Genomic DNA, 19832 nt, shown 5'->3' on the forward strand with positions numbered 1-19832 from the left:
GTGCTCAGTTCAAATCGACGGTCTTGCCGTCCACTTTCACGGCATCCGAACCGAGAATGTCAATGTCCGTGCCGCTGATCGTAATGTGCCCACTACTTTCGAGAACGATCGATGCTTTGCCGGTTCGCAATTCAATGCGATCGCCAGCCGTCACCGTATAGGTCTTGCCCACCATCGTCGTTTTCGACAGGCCAACCTCTTCGGCACTCGCCAGGCCGGCCGCCGTGTTGATCGCACCAGCTACCGTAACCGTATATGCACCACCGACCGTCAAGGCTTTTGCGAGCCCAACCGTTTCTGTGGAGGTCAACGCGATCAAGAGGTTTTCCATCCCTTGGATCGTTTCGTTCCGATTGCCGCCGACCGTCAGCGTTTCGTTATTGCCTACGGTTTCCGTCCGATCCACGCCAATGTGAATGGTCTCGTTGTTGTCGACCGTCTCGGTTCGATCATGGCCGACGTGCACTGTTTCGTCATGGTCGATGTTCTTGCTGCGATCGTTGCCGACCCAATGCGACTCGTCGTGCTCGACCTCGATGCGCTGATCCTTCTCAGCATGCAGCCAGACCTCCTCCGCACCCTTCTTGTCCTCGAAGCGAATTGCGTTGGCGGTGTTGACGTTACCGGTCTTGGTCGACCGCGTCAGAATCCCGCTCTGCGTCGCATTGGCTGGTAGTTCCCAAGGCGGCATGTTCTGCGAGTTGTAGACGCGTGATGTCACCAAAGGACGGTCCGGATTTCCGTCAAGAAAACTCACGACCACTTCGTCGCCAATTCGCGGAATCTGGACCATCCCGAACCCACTACCCGCCCACGGCTGACTCACGCGCACCCAGCATGAGCTGCCTTGATCGCGCTTGCCGAGGCGATCCCAATGAAACTGGACCTTCACGCGGCCGAGATTATCGGTATAAATCTCCTCGCCTTTCGGGCCGACGACAATCGCCGTCTGCGGCCCAACGATTGTCGGACGCTCGCCCTCGAACGCCGGACGGTAGGGAATCTTTTTGCGAATACAGGTGAAGCTGCACGAGTAGGCCGAACTTCCCTCACCGGGTTGATAGTTGTTCGTGCCGGTATGCGAGACAGTCAGCAACAGGAACTGTCGGTCCTCCTGTTTGGTACTCGCATGATCGTAGTGGTCGTCCAGCTCAAAGTATCGGCACGGCATCATCCGCCGACTGGTCGTGGTTCCGACGAACGTCTTGCTGTGCGCGGCGAGCGCCTCCGTCCGAAAGCGCGTGAGTTCCTCACCGCGATCGCTATCGGCAAAGCCATGTTCTCCGAGATAATCGTAGATCTCGTACGACGGCACTTCGCCCTGATTGACTTCCGTTCCACCTGAAACAAATCGCCGTGCCTGGGGAATCTTGTAGTCGAAGGTCTTCAGGCCGACCGTGCTGGGCGCAAGATGACGTTGCGCCTGAAACGACGTAACGACGGCCAGACTATCGAGCGGTTCCGCCTGGTTGTACTGCAACGAAGGACTGCGGCCGTCGATCGGCTTGGCCGTCACCGAATTATCCGCAATGATCAGCTTGTGACCATCCTTCGCGTGCTCGAAGTAGTAGAACAGGCCATCTTCTCGCATCAGCCGTTCAACAAAGGCAAGATCTGTCTCTCGGTACTGCGTGCAATAGCTGCGGTTCTTCGTTCCCTTTGAGAGACGGAACTCGAACGACGCGAGCTTGCCATACTCTCGAAATACACGTGAGAGGATGGCCTCGGTGTTCTCTTCCTGGAAGATTCGGATGTCCTGTCGACGAGACAGCATCCAGAGCCACGGCAGAATCGTCGCGCTGTAGATGGCAAATCCCCCATCCGTATCGAGATGCGAGAACGCTGCAACATATCCGTGGAAATAACGCTCTTCCGAACTGGCGAGCGCATCGGTCAACTGCAAGGTAATCGTTACCGGCTGACCGATCAATTTCTTGAGCTCGATGTTCTTGTCTTGAGACGCGAGTCGAACATGGGTCTCGAAATTCTGAGATAACCCCTCGGTACAATGGAAATCAACGAGCACCAAATCCGATCGACCTTTCAATGGCGTTTCAATCGTAAACAGGCGATTGCTCTGGAGCTGGAAGAAGCTCGCAATTTCTGACATTTGCATATGTAGCCTCGGAATCTCTCAGCGGAGGGGCAGTTTTTTGTCGGCGGAGCCATTCTAATATGGCTGAGCACCGTTTGAACCAGATCTCGACTCCGGAAAACAGGGCCGGATTATTGTGGATTATTGAACATTCGTAGGAAATGGACCATCTGCTGCCACATTACGAACGCGAAGTCGGGATGCTGGTCCGCCATCTGGCGGAATTTGCTCAGCGCTTTCCCAAGATCGCAGCCCGCCTCGGTATCGCCGGCGCTCACGTGGAGGACCTGCACGTCGATCGAATGATGCAGACGTTCGCGCTGCTAGCTGCACGCGTTGACGCGAAACTCGACGACGACTATCCGCAATTCACCGAGGCCCTTCTCGAAGTTGCCTATCCGCAGTACTTGCGCACCATTCCGTCATGTGCGCTCGCCTCGTTCGATCCGTCAACCATGTTTGGCCAGTTGACCGAGCCGATGACCATCACGCGCGGCACGATGCTTGATGCCAACGCAGCGCCCTGTCGATTTCGTACCTTGTATGACGTCAGCTTGTCGCCGTTGCGCATTCATTCAGCCCGCTATTCGCCGGCGACACTCGCCCCCGCATCGGCACGCATCCCTGCGGAAGTGACCGGCATCATTTCGATAAGCTTTGCGAGCGAGGCAGCATCTCAGATCTTCGACGACACAATCCCGTCTGAGCCCATCCGCCTACACCTGGCCGGAGACCGGCCATTGGTCGTCGCACTTACCGATGCATTGCTGCTTCGGGCGTCGAGCGCGTATGTGGAAGTCGACGACAGCGGGCGCTGGATCAGTTTGTCGAAAGTCCCGATCGAAGCAGTTGGCTTTGGTGGTGACGAACATCTATTGCCCGACGAAGCGCCAACCAGCTCACGATCCTTCCGGAGTCTGATCGAGTATTTCGCCTATCCGGAAAAATTCGATTTCGTTGACGTTGACCTGGGTCGAATCCGCCGCGCTGCACGCGCCGCCGGGGCACGACGCTTAACTCTTCACGTTGCTGTGCGAGGTACGCCCAACGATTCCGTTGCTGCCCAGATCCTCGCGCCGCTGGGCACAAGTGCGTTCCAGCTGTTCTGTACTCCCGTCGTCAATCTGTTCGAGCGCGCGGCAACCCCAATCCAGCTCACGAGCAGCGATGCGACCTATCCCATCGTCCCGATCCCGTTGGCGACCGGCGTCCCCCTCAGCGTCTATTCGATCGAAGGCGTTTACCTGGGCGATCGCACGGAATCGGAGAAGGAAAAAGTGCTTGTTGTCACGCACCCAACGTCCAGAACTCAGGTATTGCCGTATCGAGCGTTTAGCCACACTCAGCCCTCGGAAGCTTCCACGGTGTACTGGGTCGCCGATCGAGATCCGGAGGCCGCACCAAGTGCCGCACCGACAACGCCGTTACTAGCCTTGCTGAATTTACACGGCCATCCTGCGAATCCTCGACATCCGCAGGTCGACGTTGACGTGCTAGCAACAAACGGAGATCTGCCATCGCGCTTGCCGATCGGCGCGCCAGATAGCGATCTTCTGTACGAGGGCTCGGCGCTCGCGTGCCCCATTACCCTGCTTTCAAAACCAACTTTGCCGACATCCCTGCCGCGTGGACACGGGGCTCTATGGCGCGTCCTGTCAGCCTTGGCACCTCACCCGCTTGATTTGACGCGATTCGGATTGCCTGCCTTGAAGGACTTTCTCCGTCAGCATGCCCCACGATCCAGCGTGGTTGCTCAGCGTTGTATCGACGCGATCGTCGACCTCAACTGCAAACCGGCAATCAGGTGGATGTCTCTCGACGGCCAGTTCCCCTCGTTCGTCCGGGGCGTTGAGGTTCTGCTGTCGTTGACGGAGTCGGCAACAAGAGACGTGAGCTTGCACCGGTTTTCCGCGGTCATGGACCAGTTCTTCGGTCCCTATGCCCACTCGAACAGTTACATCCAACTTGTTGTTCTGTCCGCTGAAACGGGCGTAGAACTTCTACGGTGCCCTCCCCAACCCGGGACGCAACTCGTGGTATAGGTCAGTGGAGATACCCAGCCAGAATACCGCCACCAAAACCGGCCTGAAAGCCAGCCGTTAGACCGTGCATGAACAGCAGCGCCGGAGCATCCGCAATGGCCTCTCCCAGAATCATCGACATGGCTGGGCTCGTCAGGCCCAGCGCAAGCAATGCTGGATTGATGCCCAACAGCATGACGGTCCCCCCCTGCGCGACAACCGCCCCGCCGTAGCCATCAAGATAGACGGTTCCGCCTTGTAAATCCGATCGCGTAAGCTCGCTGCCCTTAAATGCACTTGTCATGTAAACGGTTCCATGACTCGGGAAATCATACGTCGAACCAGCCGCACTTGCGTCGTGGCTACCGAAGCTCGGCAACTTGAGTTCGGGGATCGTGAACTTCGGCAACTTGATTTTCGGGATTTTCGCGCCCCAGCCGTAACCAATACCCACACCGCCATAGTAGAAGCTCTGCGAATGCGCCTGGGGATCAGTGAGAACGATATTCCCACCGGTCGCTACCACGATGTCGACGCTCACCCCGCCGCCTGCGCCAGTGTCATATTTCCACTTGCTCTTCCGAAGATACGACATACGCCCTCTCTCTTCTGCTTCTAGTTATGTCCGTGACGGCAGATTCATGATCCCGCACACGATCGCGACCGCGCCCATGAAGGCAAAAACAATCGTCGAATCCCAGATCGCGGCAAAGACATTCATCGTTGCGCTGCCGTCAGGATCATCGGCCTGGTATCGCACTTCGACTCGTTGGCCCAGCTCAACTTTCGTGACAATCCCACCCTGTGGATACGAAATCTGCTGCCCCGTCTTGGTGGTGAATTGAATCTCCGGATGGTATCCGCCAGCATTGAGCTTAACAACGAGGCCCGGCACCACGATCGACGTTCGAAGGAACTCTCTAGTCGACTGCGCGCTGATTGCAGCAGCGATAAGAAGGCCCACCCCAATCACAATGGCACTGATGCCCTTAAACATGACGCCCTCGTTTACATTCCTGACGATTATTCGGGTACTCCATCATGCTGATCGTATCAGCCAGCCAAATTCTAAAGCATCCCTGACCGGGCCTCCCGTTGCCTACCGGCGAGCGCTTCGATCATGCCTTGACAGGCAAATGGCGACGTTTGCGGATGGTCTTCGGATTCGTCGTCATCTCCAGATAAGCGCATAGCCGACACCAGTGCCCGTTTCGGATCGCATTCGGTGGTGCAAACCAACGATGTCCGATACGACATTCCCACTCAAGCTTCGTGCTGGAATTGACGTACTCGGTCGAGATACATCGACCACCACGTTCAGCAGCGATCGTCCGCATCAGTTCGATACTCAACTTCAACGACTCACGACCGCAAATGCGGCACCACCGTCCCGCGATAATTGATCCCGGCCTTGCCTGCCAGCGGTGCCCGTGAGCACACTTCCATTCAAGTCTCGTCTCAGCATTCTGATAGGACCGAGACAGACATCGGCCGCCCCGCGCCTTCGCCAGTCGGTGCATATCGGCAATGCCATAGACGTTGCCCTTGTTCTGGCACCTTGGGCACCACGATCCCCGAAAGATCTTCGCGCCCTGCGTTTCCCATTCGTGACCGTGCTCACAACGGAACCGGTAATAGGCATCGTTCCCGACGTATTCGGTGGCAAGACACACACCGCCTCGTCTTAACGCTCGGGCCTGCATCACCTGCAAACCGTCAGCACGGCGATACGCCTCCGACTTTTGCTTGTTCGCGCATTGTCGACACCATGCGCCTCGTAACACCTCGAGACCCACGGTCTCCCATTCGTGGCCTTCCGCACACCGGAAGCGATAACGATCTGCAAGTTTTGTGTAGGTCGTCGACAAGCATTTCCCGCCACGATCCCGGGCGGTCACGCGCAGGCGTTTCATCCCGTCCGGATCTGCCATTCGCTTCGAATGCTCCGCACGGGCACACAACACGCACCACGATCCTTTCTGCAAGTTGCTAGCCGTCTTCTCGAAGGCGTGTCCCTGACGGCAAACAAACTGATAGCGTGCGTTACGGCCGACATACTGCTCGGACAAACAACGCCCGCCAGCTTGCCACGCAAGTTGATCGAGATGCCGCAGCAATTCCTCATCGCGACAAGTCGGGCATGCGACGAGGTGGTAGTACAGATGGGAGCCAGATCGGCTGACCTCGTGGCCGTTACGGCATCGGAAACGATATTGAGCATTCCATCCCTGCCATTCGGATTTCAGTAGCTTGAATCCGTAAGGTAGAAGCGCTTCGCGTAATCGTTTCAATTGATCAACCGACAACGTCGATACTCCGCGTGATGAATCTGCATTACTCAATGTCGCTGTAATCCATAGAAAATCACAGGCGACGACCCATACCGTTTGTACGATACCGCAAATTCGACTGATCAATTGCTACCACGACGCCCAACGGACGCATCAATCGATCTTTAACGATCTCTGACATGTGCTTTCTCACGTCAGGAATCTAGTTTCTTTCAAACCTATATCACCTCCACGAGCAAGGCCAGCTACGGCTGCTCCACCGATGCACTCCCACATCGGTGCAATTCGCTCAGGAGAATCTGTGAACCCTTCACTTTATACCGCCGTGCTGATCGGCTTGGCACTCGTGCTCGTCGCCATGTTTGCGTTCGGGTTCTATTGGCTCGCGACCAAGGAGCGACCGACGCCTTCTAAAGCTCCCGCGCCCTCTCGCTCGTCGTTCACAACGATCGACGAACACGAGGAATGGGAAGCACAGGCTCCGTATCCGGATCATGCGCAAGACGCGCTACGCGACTCGACGTCAGCATCGCCGAACCCTGTCCATCATCGGCAATCGTCGTTCGCATCACCCCACTTCAACGCCCCCGTTTTCGAAGCGGCGTCCTCCTTCTCTGAAGCGGACCACGCGCAGCCCTCCCCGGATTACTTCTCCTATTCCCCGCAATGGGCGACCGACGCCACACCTGCTCCGACCCACGCCAACGGCTGCCCGCATTGCAGCTCGACGCGGATCGACACACTCAATATCGGCCGACGCGCTGGCAGCATGCTGGGCAGCGCCGCTGGCGCAACCAGTGGTGTCGCCATGGCGTTGTCCGGTGCCGAAGCCGGTGCAGCAGTGGGGGCGATCGGCGGACCGATCGGCGCAGTGTTCGGCGGACTGGCCGGTGCCGTCATTGCCGGACTGCTCGGCAGCGCGGCCGGCTCTATCGTCGGCTCGGCTGTCGGAGGGGTACTCGACGACAACGTATTCGACAACCATCGGTGTTTGTCGTGCGGCCATACCTTCGGCGCGACGCTTCATTGACTCCGGCCCATGCCGCCCATTCCCCTCGGCAAGTCGAAGCCCTTCTCTCAACGTCGGCGAGCCGCCGTACTCCGACGCGCTCATCCCTTCTCAGGAAAACAACCATGCTCTCCCCCTCTCCCCTCGACTACCTTGCCGCCTTCGCACTCGCGTTCATCGGTGGTGCGCTGGTCGCCGCGTGCCACTGCAAGTACGTCGGCAAGATCCGCAAGGAGGGCGTCACTCATGCGTGACCCTCTACCGTCCGACGACGAAGCGGAACCTTGGTCCGCCCATGCATCACAACCGGGTACCGCTGAAGCGACTTATTACCGTCCTGGTGCGGGTCCGGTTTGTCAGTGTCCGTTTTGCCAATCGCCACGTACGGAACCACGTCACACCTCGAGACGCATTGGCGGTGCGATTGGCGCGGCCGCAGGCGCGACGAGTGCCATCGCTCTTACGTTGTCCGGCGCGGAAGCAGGTGCAACGGCCGGCCTGATCGGTGGCCCGTTCGGCGCCGCGTGCGGCGGCATCGCTGGCGCCGTCCTCGCCGGACTCGTGGCGGGTGCCGCGGGATGCGCAACGGGTGCCGCATGCGGCGAAGCCATCGATCAGAAAGTGCTCGACAACTGGCGCTGTCTCGCCTGTGGGCGAACTTTCAGCGTCCATCCTCGCTAATCCGGCCCTCGTCTTTTCCCTCATTTCTTTCATTCCGCTCGGCCTCGGCCGGGCTCTATGCACTGTGATTTTTCAATAGGAGCGTTCTCTCATGCATCTCGTTCAAACCATGGCCTATGTCGGTGCCGACCCCTGGCACGGTCTCGGCAACAAGCTCGCCCCGAAACAACCGCTCGAAGTCTGGGCTCGCGCCGCCGGCATGGACTGGCGGATCGAAGAAGCCGAAGTGCGCTTCGTCGCCGCTGGCAACCGCAGCCTCGGTTCGATCCACGCGTTTCCCGAACAAAAGGTCCTCTACCGCTCCGACACGAAGGTACCGCTGTCCGTCGTGTCGTCCCGCTACCAAGTCGTGCAACCCGAAGAGATTCTAGAGTTCTATCGGGATCTGACGGAGATCGGTGGCTTCCAGCTCGAGACGGCCGGGGGTCTCAAGGAAGGCCGCAAGCTGTGGGCGCTCGCCCGCACTGGCCAATCGGGCATGCTCAAGGGCAAAGACGAGATCAACGGCTATCTGCTGCTCGCCACTGCCTGCGATGGAACGCTGGCGACCACGGCCCAGTTCACGTCGGTGCGTGTCGTCTGCAACAACACTTTGCAAATCGCGCTGGATCACAACGTCGGCGCGATCAAGGTTTCGCATCGCTCGCAGTTCGATGCTGCCGCTGTCAAACGCCAACTCGGCATTGCGGTTTCCACGTGGGATGCCTTCATGGCACGCACCAAGGCACTGTCCGAACGCAAGGTCACGGACTCCGCTGCCGAGGCGTTTCTGCGGCGCGTCTTAACCTACTCGACCGCCAGTCTCCCCGATCGCGAAACGGTGGCCGTCAACGAGCGCGCCATTAAGGCAGTCGGCCAACTCTACGGCGGGCGTGGCAAGGGAGCGGGTCTGACCTCCGCATCGGGTACGGCGTGGGGCTTGCTCAACAGCGTGACCGAGTACGTCGATCACCATCGCCGTGCGCGCAGCGATGATCACCGGCTCGACGCTGCCTGGTTCGGGGCGGGCGCAACGCTCAAGCAACGCGCCTGGGACGAGGCGATGAAGCTTGTCGCATGACCATCTCCGCCCTGCCCCTGGCTGTCGATATGCGCATCCAGATTCCACGCGGAGCAGGGCTACGGTTCGGCGGCCGTTACGCCACAGTTCTGCAAATCAATCCCCAAGGGACGACTGTCCACCTAGGAAACGGCAAGCTCGTGACCTTCGCGTACGACGCGCTGCAAGAAGCTATCCGCCGGATCGGTTCCGCATAGCCTCCCCGTATTCCCTCACCTATCGCCCGGCCAGATTCGCTCTGCCGGGCTTTTTGCTTTTGGAGAAGCTCATGACTACACCTCACCCCGAACCACCCCGCGCACGCAAACCCGCGCTCAAACTCGTCAAGACGCAGGATTTGAGCCGCGACGATTGGCTCGCCGTTCGTCGTACTGGTATCGGCGGCTCCGACGCCGCCGCCGCTGTTGGTCTGAATCCCTACATGAGTTCGCTGGAATTGTGGCTCGACAAGACCGGCCGCGCGGACGGCCTGCCGCGTCCCGATCCGAACGATACGACGTCGCCGACGTACTGGGGCACCTTGCTTGAACCCATCGTCGCGGCCGTCTATACCCAGCAGACCGGCAACAAGGTCCGCAAGGTCAACGCGGTGCTGCGCCATCCCTCAATCCCATGGATGCTCGCCAACATCGATCGTGAGGTCGTCGGTGTGCCAGACATTCAGATCCTCGAGTGCAAGACGGCCGGCGAGTTCGGTGCGCGGCTCTGGCGCGAGGGCGTACCCGAGTACGTACAGATTCAGGTTCAGCACCAACTGGCCGTGACGGGCAAGTCTGCCGCACACGTCGCGGTACTGCTTTGTGGTCAGGCGCTGGAAGTGCATCGGATCGACCGTGACGATGCGTTGATCGGTCGGCTCATTGAACTCGAAGCGCGTTTCTGGCGTTTCGTGGAAACCGACACGCCGCCACCGGCTGATGGATCAGAGTCGGCGGATCGCGCTCTGCGTCATCTGTATCCAGGGCATGGCGACACGATCGACTTCAGCGACGACGCTCGCCTGTCGTCCGTGTTTGCCGATCTGGTTGCGGTACGGGCCGAGATCGAAACGCGTCAGCAGCTCGAAGCGCAGTTCAAGCAAACGATCCAGCAAGCGATGGGTGACGCAATCCGGGCCGTATTCCAGACAGGCGCCGTGTCGTTCAAGCGCAGCAATGATTCGGCCTCGGTCGACCTGGCGAGGCTGCTGGTTGATCACCCCGAGTACGAACAGCAGTACGCCACATCCAAGCCCGGTTCCCGGCGCTTTCTTGTTTCCACCTGACGGGAATCCACACGTGAATCAACGCATGACAAACCTCGAATGTCTTACCGACATTATGGAGTTTTCGCGATACGGCGCACTCGCACAGGCGTTCGTCATGGACGCGCTCAGCAAACACGCCGAACACATCGCCAAGCTCCCACTCGACGAGTTGCAGAAACAGCTTGGCAATCACCCGCTGGTCAGCGCATGCGCTTGGCACGGCATCGCTCAGGAAATCCACACCAAGCTCGAAACGCACTTTGCGCCGTAGTCACCGCAGCTCCCCTCCTATTTCTATCGCGAGAATCACCATGCTCAAAGGTCTTTCCATCACGCCGCCCGTTGTCGGCCGCATTTCGATCGGCCGCATTGTCGAGAAGAACGGCAAACGTCTGCCCGAGAAAGACGACGCTTTCACGTTAACTACCCAAGTCCAGCAGCGCGGTGAATGGCTGCTGCATCCACTCAACGAAACGTTGCGCAAAGCGACGCCTGGCAAGCTGCGCGCCATTCCGGTTCGCATGCTCTTCAACGATCCGGATCTGAACCTTCGTGCCGAATATACGCTGTTCGACCGCGAAACCGGACGCCCCGTCTGTGTCGGTAACGGCGACACCTGCCGGCGCGTGACGGATGCCGGCATCGAAACTCTGCCCTGCTCGTCGCCCGACGGCTGCACCTACGCGCAGACGGGCGGCTGCAAGCCCTATGGCCGCTTGAACGTGATCGTCGGCGACGACGATGAACTCGGGTCGTTCATCCTGCGCACGACCTCCTACAACTCAATTCGTACGCTCGCCGCGCGTCTGCACTACTTCCGAGCGGTGTCCGGCAATTTGCTCGCCTGCCTGCCACTCGAACTAAAGCTGCGCGGCAAGTCGACCACGCAGAGCTATCGATCGGCCATCTACTACGTCGACCTCGGGGTACGTTCAGGGAGCAAGCTCGAACAAGCGTTGATCGAGGCAAAGGAACTGGACACACGCCGCCGGGCAGCCGGTTTCGATCAGGCTGCACTCGATGCAGCGGCTCGACTCGGGTTCGCCAACGGTGCATTCGAAGACAGCCCGGATGAACAAGCGGCCGTCGTGGAAGAGTTTTATCCCGATCCCGCACCGAGCCCTCACGATGCTGGCGATGGTGACGCGGCCGAGACGATCGAAACACAACCTTCGACACTGCGGGACAAACTCGAACGCAAGGCCGTCCTGCTCGGCGGTAAGGCAGCATGAGCACGCGTCGCTGGGCATTCGTCCTGGCGATCGGCGCCACGTGCACCGCGCTCTGCCTGTCGGTGCTCGCCGGCTGGCAGCGCGGCGGGTCGCTCCCGGAACGACTCGTCTGGGTGGCGATCGGCCTGGTGCTCACCACGAGCGCACATCTGTTACCGGCGCTGTTCCGCGGTGCTCCGATCCTCATCCGTGCCATCAGTAGCCTGTTGTGGGGTGCGTGTCTGACGGCGGCATGTTTCGGGCATGCGGTTTTCTTCACGTTCGCCCAGCAGCATGCTGGTGAGTTACGAGCGTCGACGGTCCGGGTGGTCCCAATGCCGTTGTCCGTTCGCGGTCTCACGATCGTCATGGCAGACCGGGCGACCGTGACGGCGCAGCTCGCCGCTGCGAATGCTCGTGACTGCATTGGGAACTGCCCGACGCTGAACGCCCGTCGCGTGACGCTCGGAGCACGACTGGACGCGCTGAACGCAGAAGCGGATGACCTTCGGCGTCAGCAAACCATAACGGATCGAGTCACGGCGCAGCGCGACGCATTACTCGTCGATCCAGTCACGTCGCGACTAGCGACGTTACTCGGAGTCACAACGACGCGCGTCGACCTGCTGTCCGGGTTGATATTCGCCGCAGTACTGGAAGGCGTCGCGTGCCTGCTGTGGACCGTCGTACTTCGGTCGCCGTTACCGACGACAGAACCGGCCGTGACTGGAATCACGCCGCCAGTCCGCTCGGCGGGCACGGTGACTCCTGCCGTGACTGAGCCAGCCATCTCGCCGGTCACGGACGCGTCCGACATGACTCGACCGGTAGTCATGCCAGTCACGGCGAGTCATGCTGACGACACCGTTAGTCGCAAAGACGTGACTGCCCGTCACGACAGTACGACCTACAGTCACGCGCCACGCGAAGACCCGATCGCGCCGTTACCCACTGCTACTCCCATCGACGACCACCTGTCGCAGCTCGTTCGGGACGTGACCGCCGGATTGGTCCGGCCGACCGTCGCCGACATCCGCCGACACCTTGGTTGTTCTCAGGCGCGGGCGGCCGAGCTACGTCGTCAGCTTGCCGAACTCAACGTTGCGGCATAAAACGCCGGGCCTCACGCCCGGCGTTTTTGCGTCTGCTTCCCCCACTTCCACCATGCTCATGAAAAATGGAATCAAACACACTCGTTCCCAGCGTCAGTATCGCCAACCTCGCAAATCAGCGTGTCGCCGTCGTCGAACGCGTGCGCGCCGCGCTCGACCTGCTCGGCGAAGCCCAAGAACTCGCAAAGGCTGCGCATCTCGGGTTCCCCCGCCTCGTGCTCGATGAAAGCTACGGCTGTCGCGTTCGGCCGACCATTACCGGAGACTACGCGAAGCGCGACGAAGCGGAAGCCGCCATGGTCCGTATCGTCGACATACGCGGCTGGGACTACCTGCTCTCGGAGTCGGGGCTGCGCACCTTCATGGACGCGAAGGCTCGTGAACAGTGGAGTAGTCAGATTGCCGAAGGCGACGTACCCGAACTGACGGCCGCCAACATCGAGGCGACCTTCGCACAGCTCTACGGCGCGCGCGGCGATATGCTCGAACGTGGCGTGCTTCAGTGCTTCAAGCGATTGTCGTGGAACTACAAAACGAATCAGCCCTTCAAGTTCGGCCGGCGCATCATCGTGCGATACCTGCTCAGCTCTGGCTCCCCGAATTTCCGTGTCACTAACGAACTGGACGACCTGATCCGCGTCTTCTGCATCCTCGACGGGAAGCCCGAACCGGATCATCGCACCGGTGCGTACAGCCTCGTCTCCGACACCCGGCAAGTCCGCCGCACTGAAGCCGAGCATGACTATTTTCACCTGCGCTGGTTCAAAAACGGCAACGGGCATTTGACTTTCAAGCGTGCGGATCTGGTCGACCAAATGAACCTGATCCTCGCCAAGCACTATCCCAACGCCCTGGCATCCGAAGCCCGGTGATTCCCGAACGCGTCCTGCGTTTCGTCTTTCCTCAACTATTCAGCGAAATCGGTATCCGGTTCTATCGGAGGACCGCGTTCGCCCTGCTGGAGTCCTGTCATGCAGTCCGCTATTACAACGCTCAAGCGGCAATTGGCTGCACGCTTCCGTGCGTCGAGAAGCCCGTTACCCGCGATCCGCTATATCCGCCGACTGATCCGGGATACGCCCGGTCAGTTCGATGCCGTCGAGATTCACGGTGTCCGGCAATTCGCCGACGCGAGCGATCCGACGCAGACCTGCTGCGAAGTGGATAACGACAACCCGTCTTTCTTCAGCGTCTACCTGCACTTCGTCACGGGCGGCGTCACATGCTGCGCCGATCTGCCTACGCACCCGATCGCGCTGCATTGCGCCAGTGTCGTCGCTCGTCGCCACTGCGGGCCGCTCTACGACTGCTATCCGGCGCAGGCCCGGTAACCCGCCATCGAGGTCGGTGACTCGTTGATCACGTCCCGCCGACCTTTTCCACATTCCGCGCGCACGCATCCGGCTCCACCGGAGGTAGGTGCTCGCTCCATTTCAGGCAACCATCATCATGAGCCAGTCATCCGTCATTTACGACCGACCGCGCTTCAAGCTCGGGCGGATCTTCGCCACTCCCGCCGCTATCGATGTCTTGAGCGACGTGCAAGTCTCGATCGTCGATCTGCTGATTCGCCACGTGCGCGGTGATTGGGGCGACATCCCCGAAGCCGATCGCGAACAAAACGAGTTGTCGGTCGACGTCGGTTTGCGCCTGCTGTCCAGCTACGTCCTACCCAACGGACAAACCGTCTGGGTCATTACCGAATGGGATCGCTCGTCGACGACGTTTTTGTTGCCGGGAGACTACTGACATGCTGATCCAGAAATTCCATCCGGGAATCCAGCTCGGTCGGCAGCCTACGCTCGTGGATTCTGGCAACCGCTGTACAGCAGTGAGGGTTATTGGGACGGCGGCAGCACCTTACATTGTGTTGCGATGGCGCTCGCACTGCTCGGCAAGCTAGCCGACCCGGTCTACCTGCCGTACCACGCCGCCGGCTCCGAACAGATCGTACGGAACGATGCGTTGCCGCACTACCTGCATGACTTGACGTTACCGGAGCTCGCCAGCTTCATCTCGGAACTGAACCTCGGTGTGCGTCCGACAACGTCCACTGCAACCAGCTCCGATTTGTTGCATTTTGTCTAACGGGAGTTGCGAGCCGGATGGCCGGTCGTTATCGGCTGGCAGCAACGCCGTCCCGTCAAACGACATGCCACACTGGCGGTCGGCATTAAGGGGCAACAAAACGGCCGGACGTTCGAACTGCATGCCATGTTGCTGATCGATCCAGCGGGCAACGAACCAGGGCTCGCAGGATTCAATGCCCGTCTCGACCGGCACAGCAGCACTCTCTTCCGCTAACGCCTGCCTGCTGCATGGACCGTGAAATTGCTGGGTGGTGGGCGATCCGCAACGTGATCCGGACGGCTGCTGACGCGTGATCTTTTGCAGCGCCGCATGCACGCGGCGCTTCTCTACCCTCAATGACGCAGAACGACATACGCTGAAAAAGACGATCGATCCGAATCGAAAACTACCGCAATCAGTCCGAGATTGCCCGCCGAGGATACCAAGGGCACAAGCTCAGCCGCGATTGAACGCACCACGATCACCACTGATGCCTAATGCCACCACCTGCGGTTAGAACCCTCGAAAATCTCCGACAGCATTGTGCCACTTCTTACGAATCGACAGTAAACGCTGGTACACCGCAGTGAAGTCCGCGACAAAATCGTCGTCATTGCCATGAGCAAGTCTATTTCGAATCACAAAATGGTCCTGAAGATCGCTTACGCATTGCTTGAACCAAGCTTGCCCCTGCGCCGCCCGCCATCGATTCAGGATGGTGCTCAGTTTTGCGAACGTACCTACTCGATTTTCCGCAAAGGCCTTGAACTGGGCTTGATACAACTGCCCATTGCTCCCCTTTCCGCGCCAATGGGCGTCGGCACGGATGCCGCCCTCGCACGTTGCGTAGAGCGCCAGTAACGCGAAGCGATCGCTCCGGTCTCTCATTCTCCGAAACTCGTCAACAACTTCGTGCGGCGCATAGCCAAAAAATCGATCCCCTGGTTTTCCAGCCTGGAATCGACTGTTCAAAACCTGCCGCTCCATTACTTGGAAACCGTCAGCGACCGTTTGATACCAGTCCGCCGTATTTTCGATCTCTTTACGCGTCGCCATGTTTTTTAAGTACCGTGTCGAACAGATATTCGATCTTTACCTCGGAAAATTCTTCGAAGTGAAGCGGCCGGTTGGGATCAGTTACGATCCATTGCCACTTTCGAGACGAAACTGGAGTATCTTCTCCCTCCTCCTCACTCGCGTCGATCGCTATCAACCGTACTCGGTTTGTCAGACTCGTAACATCCACGCGCCCGAAGCCGCCGATGATAAGCGTTGCGATTGGGTCAAACATGACTGTTGCGGCACCCAAATGCACGGTCATACGCTCGACGCTGTAGGAGCCGATGAAATCTTCCCGGATTGTTTTTTGTTCATACGAGACGTCGTCCGAATCAAGGCCTGCATCAATAAGTGCATGGTGGATCAGTGCAAACAGGCCGCTCAGTTCGCTCTTCCAACGCTCAAGCCTTGCCGACCAATCGACACTTTTTTGCTCTTCAAGGTCCTTCTTGTGCTTTTGGATTAAGTGACTGAGTGACATCGTGCTTTCCCCGTGGAAGTACTGAACAGTATCGACGGGCATGTTAGCACCGCAGCATCCATCTCGCAGACTGACAAGGCGTTCCGCTCATGTATTGCCACTTGCCCACCGCAGTAATCGTTTCACTCGATTGCTACCCCACCGTGTTGCTGACTGTTCGACTAACCGTTTCTCGCTTGACATGTTGCAGCATCGGCTGCGAGATCCCGCCTTCTCGAATGTTCGCCGCGAACGGCGCTTCCTCCAATGCCGTGGCGGTTCCCGTCTTCGAAGGAGCGACAACGAGCGCCGGACATTGCGGCGGCGAAAACGCAGGCCGGACTCCAAGCCATCATCACCGCAACCGCTGACGCTTGATTTCCGGCGGCGTTGCCGCGTTCGCCCGGCGCTCACCAGTCGGCTTCAGCGACACACCATCCAACGGCGAGAACAACTCAGCCAGCGTCACGTTCAGCGAGTAACAGATGTTCGCCAATGTCTCGACAGACGGATTGGCGATCCCGCGTTCGATCGCCGAAATGTAGGTCCGATCGACATGCGACTCGAAAGCGAGCGTTTCCTGAGATTTTTCGACCGCATGTCGACACGCCTTGATCCGTTTGCCCAGGGCAATCGAGATCGGGGCCGGCCGCGTTGCAGGAGAGGTTGAGCGCTTGGCAATCATGGCGTGCAGGATGCCCGCCCGTCGACTGATTAACGACGCTGTAAACTCAACACTAATAGTAGAATATACTCTACATTTCTGAGTTGTCCCAGCGCCATCAACGCGACGTTGATTCGATCCAATATCGCGCCGATCGCGTTACTGCGCACCCGACTGTCGAGTAAACACTACATTTCTAGTTGCACCCATCCGTGCGGGACCAGCACGTCAAACGGAGAAAACAATGAAAGCCAACAAAAACACGGGGTTCAGCAAACACGTTCTTGGCCTGTCCATCGCAGCAGCGCTTGCTGCCTGCGGCGGCGGCGGAGACTCAGGTCCAGCTCAACCGTCGACAGGCGGAGGCACCACCCCGACGACACCAACGCCGGCAGTTATGGGCAAGGCTATCGATGGATACCTAGCTGGCGCTACGGTCTGCATCGACCTGAACAACAACGGAACTTGTGAGTCGGGGGAACCAAGCGCCGTCACGAATGAGAACGGCCAGTTCTCGATCCCGTACAGTGGCGATGCAACGGGAAAGACGCTCCTTGTCCAGGTCACGCCGACCACCAAGGATCTCTCTCGTCCGTCAAGCTTCCAATTCCCGGCCACCTTCACGCTGTCGCAGATCGTGCAGTCTATGCCGTCCCAGGTCGTCAGCCCGCTCACGACGCTCGTCTCTGCACAGATGCAGACCGGCTTGAGCAGATCACAGGCAATAGCTGCGGTGCAGGGACTGCTCGGTGCTCAGGTCGACCCCAATGCCGACTACCTCGCGAACAAGGACCCGGCAACGCAATCGCTCGCTGCCCAGATCGTCGATAAGCTCGGAACATTCGCGACAAGCGGTGCGATCGACGCCTCGACCGTTCGCAATGCCCTGAATGCCATGGTCGCCAAGGGGAGCGTCGCGTCGGTCACGCAGGACGATCTCGCAGCCCAAGCAGGCAAGCCGGCCTATCAGGTTGCCGATGCGTCGCAGGTTCTCGCCAACCCGACCTACAGCTTCGTGGACTATCTGATCTCGTTCTTTGGCGGATACAACCCAACGCCCGGCTCGACCAATCAGGCCTTGGTCCGCGATGTCCGCCAGATCGCCAGCAACGCACTACAAGTCACTCAGCAAGAGAATCTGCCGGCCGGAAGCGACACTTGGACCAGCGTCAGTCTCGGTGCCTACAACGGCGGCAAATACGATGGGTTGGCTGGTGAGTACGTGCTGAAGTCTGACGGAACGTGGTCGGATCTCATCTCGGAGACGCAGCGACTCGCTCCGTTGCCACTTTCGCGCATCGGCGCAACCTTATCAGGCACAGATCCGGCGTCGGGTATCGGATTTACATACGAGGCCCGCTCCGTCGATTTGTCCGGCCAGCCCTTGGCGCTCGCGGCACCTGCTGCACCTGGCTTCTACGATTTCGCGCACGCTGCACCGCTAACCAGTACCGCATTCCCGCGCGGCACCAGCGCCTACCTCGGCCTGCAAACCTATTCCACTGATCGCGTCATCCTCCCGGTATCTGTCCCGATGTGCGACAACGCGACCGTACAGAGCGGCTTGGTCTGCGGCGGGGTGCCTGCGTATGTAGACGGCAGCACGATCGTCATGACGGCCGGCAGATCGAACACGATGTACACGTCGATTCAGCAAGCGATCGGCAAGGAGCTTGCGGCGCTGAATGTCGGATTGGGCTCCATTCAGATGTCGGCGGATCATCAAGCGGTCGTAGATGGAAAGCCGGCCAAGTGGTCCGTCTATGCCGGCAATCCCAACGTGCTTGCGTTCGACTTCGCTTCCGCCGACATCTCAGCACTTGCGACAAGCAACGGCAGGCTGCAGCCGCTCGTCCGTGGCGCGAAGCTGATCCTCGCGCTGCGCGCCGGCCGCTTGCAGGTCGGCTGGTTGTACCCCTCGACATACACCGAGAAATCGCTTCAGTTCACGAGCGGCCTGCCTGCATCGCTCATGACGGCGCTCAACGCCGTCATCTCCACTCGATAACCGATTTCAGCCTCTCATCGTTTTGGCCTGGGTTCTGGCATGTACCCCCTCGGATCGCCGGAACCCTCTTTGCCGGATGGTTCGCCAGCCGGCTTTTTTATCCCAGTTCTCCGGCAGAGGCCGGACGCCACAAAACGCCCTCAACTTCACCACCGCTTCAACGGGAAACGAAATCATGAAGAACAAACGCCATCCGGGAATCGCACGCTTTGTTTTGTGCGTCGCCACGACCGCCATCCTTTCGGCATGTGGACAGGGCGCACCTTCGGAAAGCGACACGAAGCAGGCAGTCGCGAGCGCGGTCGGCAACTGTAGATTCTTCGAGCTGCGGGACTTCCAGAAGGTGAATAGCATTCCCGGTGACTCCGGCAACGACTACCGCGTGGATGTCAAATACACTATTCGCTTGTCCCCGGACGGCGACGTCAAGACCTACGCCAAACAGTGGCAAGAGCAGTACGAAAAGTATCAATTCCTGAACGCCGACGCTGAACAGAAGGCGAAACAGTACTACGACGCGCAACAGGCCTACACTGCGGCCAACCCCAACGATCTCGATGCCGGCCGCACGTTCGAGCAGCAACATCAGGACGAGTACCAGGCCATGTCAAATGCGAAAATTGAGATAGGCAACGTCGCCGCGGCGCTCAATAACACTGCTCCCGGTCTGACCTTCCGGCGCGCTATTGTCCAGGCATGTCCCAGCATCGATCTCCGGCTTCTCACCAACTTCTTCAACGGAAAGGGAGCTGACTACAGCAATGATGTCGACGTTGAATTTACGCAGACGCTCGACATGATCAAGACCGACAACGGGTGGCAAGCTGCACGGTAACACCGACATT

General features: G+C 59.1%; 22 protein-coding genes. 15 read left to right on the forward strand and 7 right to left on the reverse strand.

Translation table 11 applies throughout. From position 1 onward, the window contains the following. Positions 1-4: 4 nt before the first annotated feature. Positions 5-2116, reverse strand: a complete 2112-nt coding sequence (locus tag LXE91_RS16815) for a type VI secretion system Vgr family protein (RefSeq protein WP_039342532.1) — start codon at positions 2114-2116, stop codon at positions 5-7. 140 nt (positions 2117-2256) lie between these two features. On the opposite strand from LXE91_RS16815, the gene tssF reads away from it, so the two are divergent. Further along, the gene (gene tssF, locus LXE91_RS16820; RefSeq protein WP_039342530.1) at positions 2257-4137 is read left to right on the forward strand and encodes a type VI secretion system baseplate subunit TssF; all 1881 of its coding nucleotides are present in this window, start codon (positions 2257-2259) and stop codon (positions 4135-4137) included. Position 4138: 1 nt separating this feature from the next. On the opposite strand, the gene LXE91_RS16825 is transcribed toward tssF, so the two are convergent. From LXE91_RS16825 to LXE91_RS16835, 3 genes are all read right to left on the reverse strand, one after another. Next, positions 4139-4657 carry a hypothetical protein gene (locus tag LXE91_RS16825; protein ID WP_223274348.1) on the reverse strand — a complete coding sequence of 173 codons (519 nt, stop codon included), beginning with the start codon at positions 4655-4657 and terminating at the stop codon, positions 4139-4141. 78 nt (positions 4658-4735) lie between these two features. Next, a complete protein-coding gene (locus tag LXE91_RS16830; RefSeq protein ID WP_039342526.1) occupies positions 4736-5113 on the reverse strand; it encodes a DUF3592 domain-containing protein in 378 nt (125 codons plus the stop codon). 121 nt (positions 5114-5234) lie between these two features. Further along, positions 5235-6422 (reverse strand): hypothetical protein, encoded by a 1188-nt coding sequence (locus tag LXE91_RS16835; protein WP_076841625.1) that lies wholly within the window; start codon positions 6420-6422, stop codon positions 5235-5237. A 286-nt stretch (positions 6423-6708) separates the two neighbouring features. On the opposite strand from LXE91_RS16835, the gene LXE91_RS16840 reads away from it, so the two are divergent. The 12 genes from LXE91_RS16840 to LXE91_RS16895 all read left to right on the forward strand — a co-directional run bounded on the left by LXE91_RS16840 (position 6709) and on the right by LXE91_RS16895 (position 14814). Continuing rightward, the gene (locus LXE91_RS16840) at positions 6709-7437 is read left to right on the forward strand and encodes a glycine zipper 2TM domain-containing protein (RefSeq protein ID WP_223274353.1); all 729 of its coding nucleotides are present in this window, start codon (positions 6709-6711) and stop codon (positions 7435-7437) included. A 104-nt stretch (positions 7438-7541) separates the two neighbouring features. Continuing rightward, entirely contained in the window at positions 7542-7670 is a 129-nt protein-coding gene (locus tag LXE91_RS16845; RefSeq protein WP_256093579.1) for a hypothetical protein, read from the forward strand. A gap of 518 nt (positions 7671-8188) precedes the next feature. Beyond that, the gene (locus tag LXE91_RS16850) at positions 8189-9157 is read left to right on the forward strand and encodes a DUF932 domain-containing protein (protein ID WP_039342525.1); all 969 of its coding nucleotides are present in this window, start codon (positions 8189-8191) and stop codon (positions 9155-9157) included. Next, on the forward strand, positions 9154-9354 hold the full coding sequence (locus LXE91_RS16855; protein ID WP_039342523.1) for a hypothetical protein: 201 nt from the start codon (positions 9154-9156) through the stop codon (positions 9352-9354). Before LXE91_RS16850 ends, LXE91_RS16855 begins: the two co-directional genes overlap by 4 nt. Positions 9355-9425: 71 nt before the next feature. Next, complete coding sequence (locus LXE91_RS16860; protein ID WP_039342520.1) at positions 9426-10421, forward strand: YqaJ viral recombinase family nuclease; 996 nt, start codon at positions 9426-9428, stop codon at positions 10419-10421. 25 nt (positions 10422-10446) lie between these two features. Further along, entirely contained in the window at positions 10447-10674 is a 228-nt protein-coding gene (locus tag LXE91_RS16865) for a hypothetical protein (RefSeq protein WP_039342518.1), read from the forward strand. 40 nt (positions 10675-10714) lie between these two features. After that, a complete protein-coding gene (locus LXE91_RS16870; RefSeq protein ID WP_039342515.1) occupies positions 10715-11635 on the forward strand; it encodes a recombination directionality factor in 921 nt (306 codons plus the stop codon). Beyond that, complete coding sequence (locus LXE91_RS16875; RefSeq protein ID WP_039342513.1) at positions 11632-12726, forward strand: hypothetical protein; 1095 nt, start codon at positions 11632-11634, stop codon at positions 12724-12726. Before LXE91_RS16870 ends, LXE91_RS16875 begins: the two co-directional genes overlap by 4 nt. 65 nt (positions 12727-12791) lie before the next feature. After that, a complete protein-coding gene (locus LXE91_RS16880; RefSeq protein ID WP_039342511.1) occupies positions 12792-13598 on the forward strand; it encodes a DUF4942 domain-containing protein in 807 nt (268 codons plus the stop codon). 99 nt (positions 13599-13697) lie between these two features. Next, positions 13698-14057: a hypothetical protein gene (locus tag LXE91_RS16885; RefSeq protein ID WP_135370773.1), complete on the forward strand. Its 360-nt coding sequence runs from the start codon at positions 13698-13700 to the stop codon at positions 14055-14057. Between the two features lie 118 nt (positions 14058-14175). After that, complete coding sequence (locus tag LXE91_RS16890; RefSeq protein ID WP_039342508.1) at positions 14176-14475, forward strand: hypothetical protein; 300 nt, start codon at positions 14176-14178, stop codon at positions 14473-14475. A gap of 126 nt (positions 14476-14601) precedes the next feature. After that, on the forward strand, positions 14602-14814 hold the full coding sequence (locus tag LXE91_RS16895; protein WP_223274355.1) for a hypothetical protein: 213 nt from the start codon (positions 14602-14604) through the stop codon (positions 14812-14814). A gap of 495 nt (positions 14815-15309) precedes the next feature. Here LXE91_RS16895 and LXE91_RS16900 read toward each other — a convergent pair whose 3' ends face one another. From LXE91_RS16900 to LXE91_RS16910, 3 genes are all read right to left on the reverse strand, one after another. Continuing rightward, a complete protein-coding gene (locus LXE91_RS16900) occupies positions 15310-15852 on the reverse strand; it encodes a hypothetical protein (protein ID WP_039342505.1) in 543 nt (180 codons plus the stop codon). Further along, positions 15839-16378, reverse strand: coding sequence for a hypothetical protein (locus LXE91_RS16905; protein WP_039342502.1), 540 nt, complete (start codon positions 16376-16378; stop codon positions 15839-15841). The genes LXE91_RS16900 and LXE91_RS16905 overlap by 14 nt, the downstream gene beginning before the upstream one ends. A 292-nt stretch (positions 16379-16670) precedes the next feature. Continuing rightward, complete coding sequence (locus LXE91_RS16910) at positions 16671-17000, reverse strand: helix-turn-helix domain-containing protein (protein WP_039342499.1); 330 nt, start codon at positions 16998-17000, stop codon at positions 16671-16673. Between the two features lie 223 nt (positions 17001-17223). Between LXE91_RS16910 and LXE91_RS16915 the strand changes: the two genes are divergently transcribed. Continuing rightward, positions 17224-18987 (forward strand): hypothetical protein, encoded by a 1764-nt coding sequence (locus LXE91_RS16915; protein WP_039342496.1) that lies wholly within the window; start codon positions 17224-17226, stop codon positions 18985-18987. Positions 18988-19162: 175 nt separating this feature from the next. After that, positions 19163-19822, forward strand: a complete 660-nt coding sequence (locus LXE91_RS16920) for a hypothetical protein (RefSeq protein ID WP_039342494.1) — start codon at positions 19163-19165, stop codon at positions 19820-19822. The last annotated feature ends 10 nt before the right edge of the window (positions 19823-19832 follow it).

The sequence above is a fragment of the Burkholderia contaminans genome (assembly GCF_029633825.1).
GTDB classification, from domain to species: domain Bacteria; phylum Pseudomonadota; class Gammaproteobacteria; order Burkholderiales; family Burkholderiaceae; genus Burkholderia; species Burkholderia contaminans.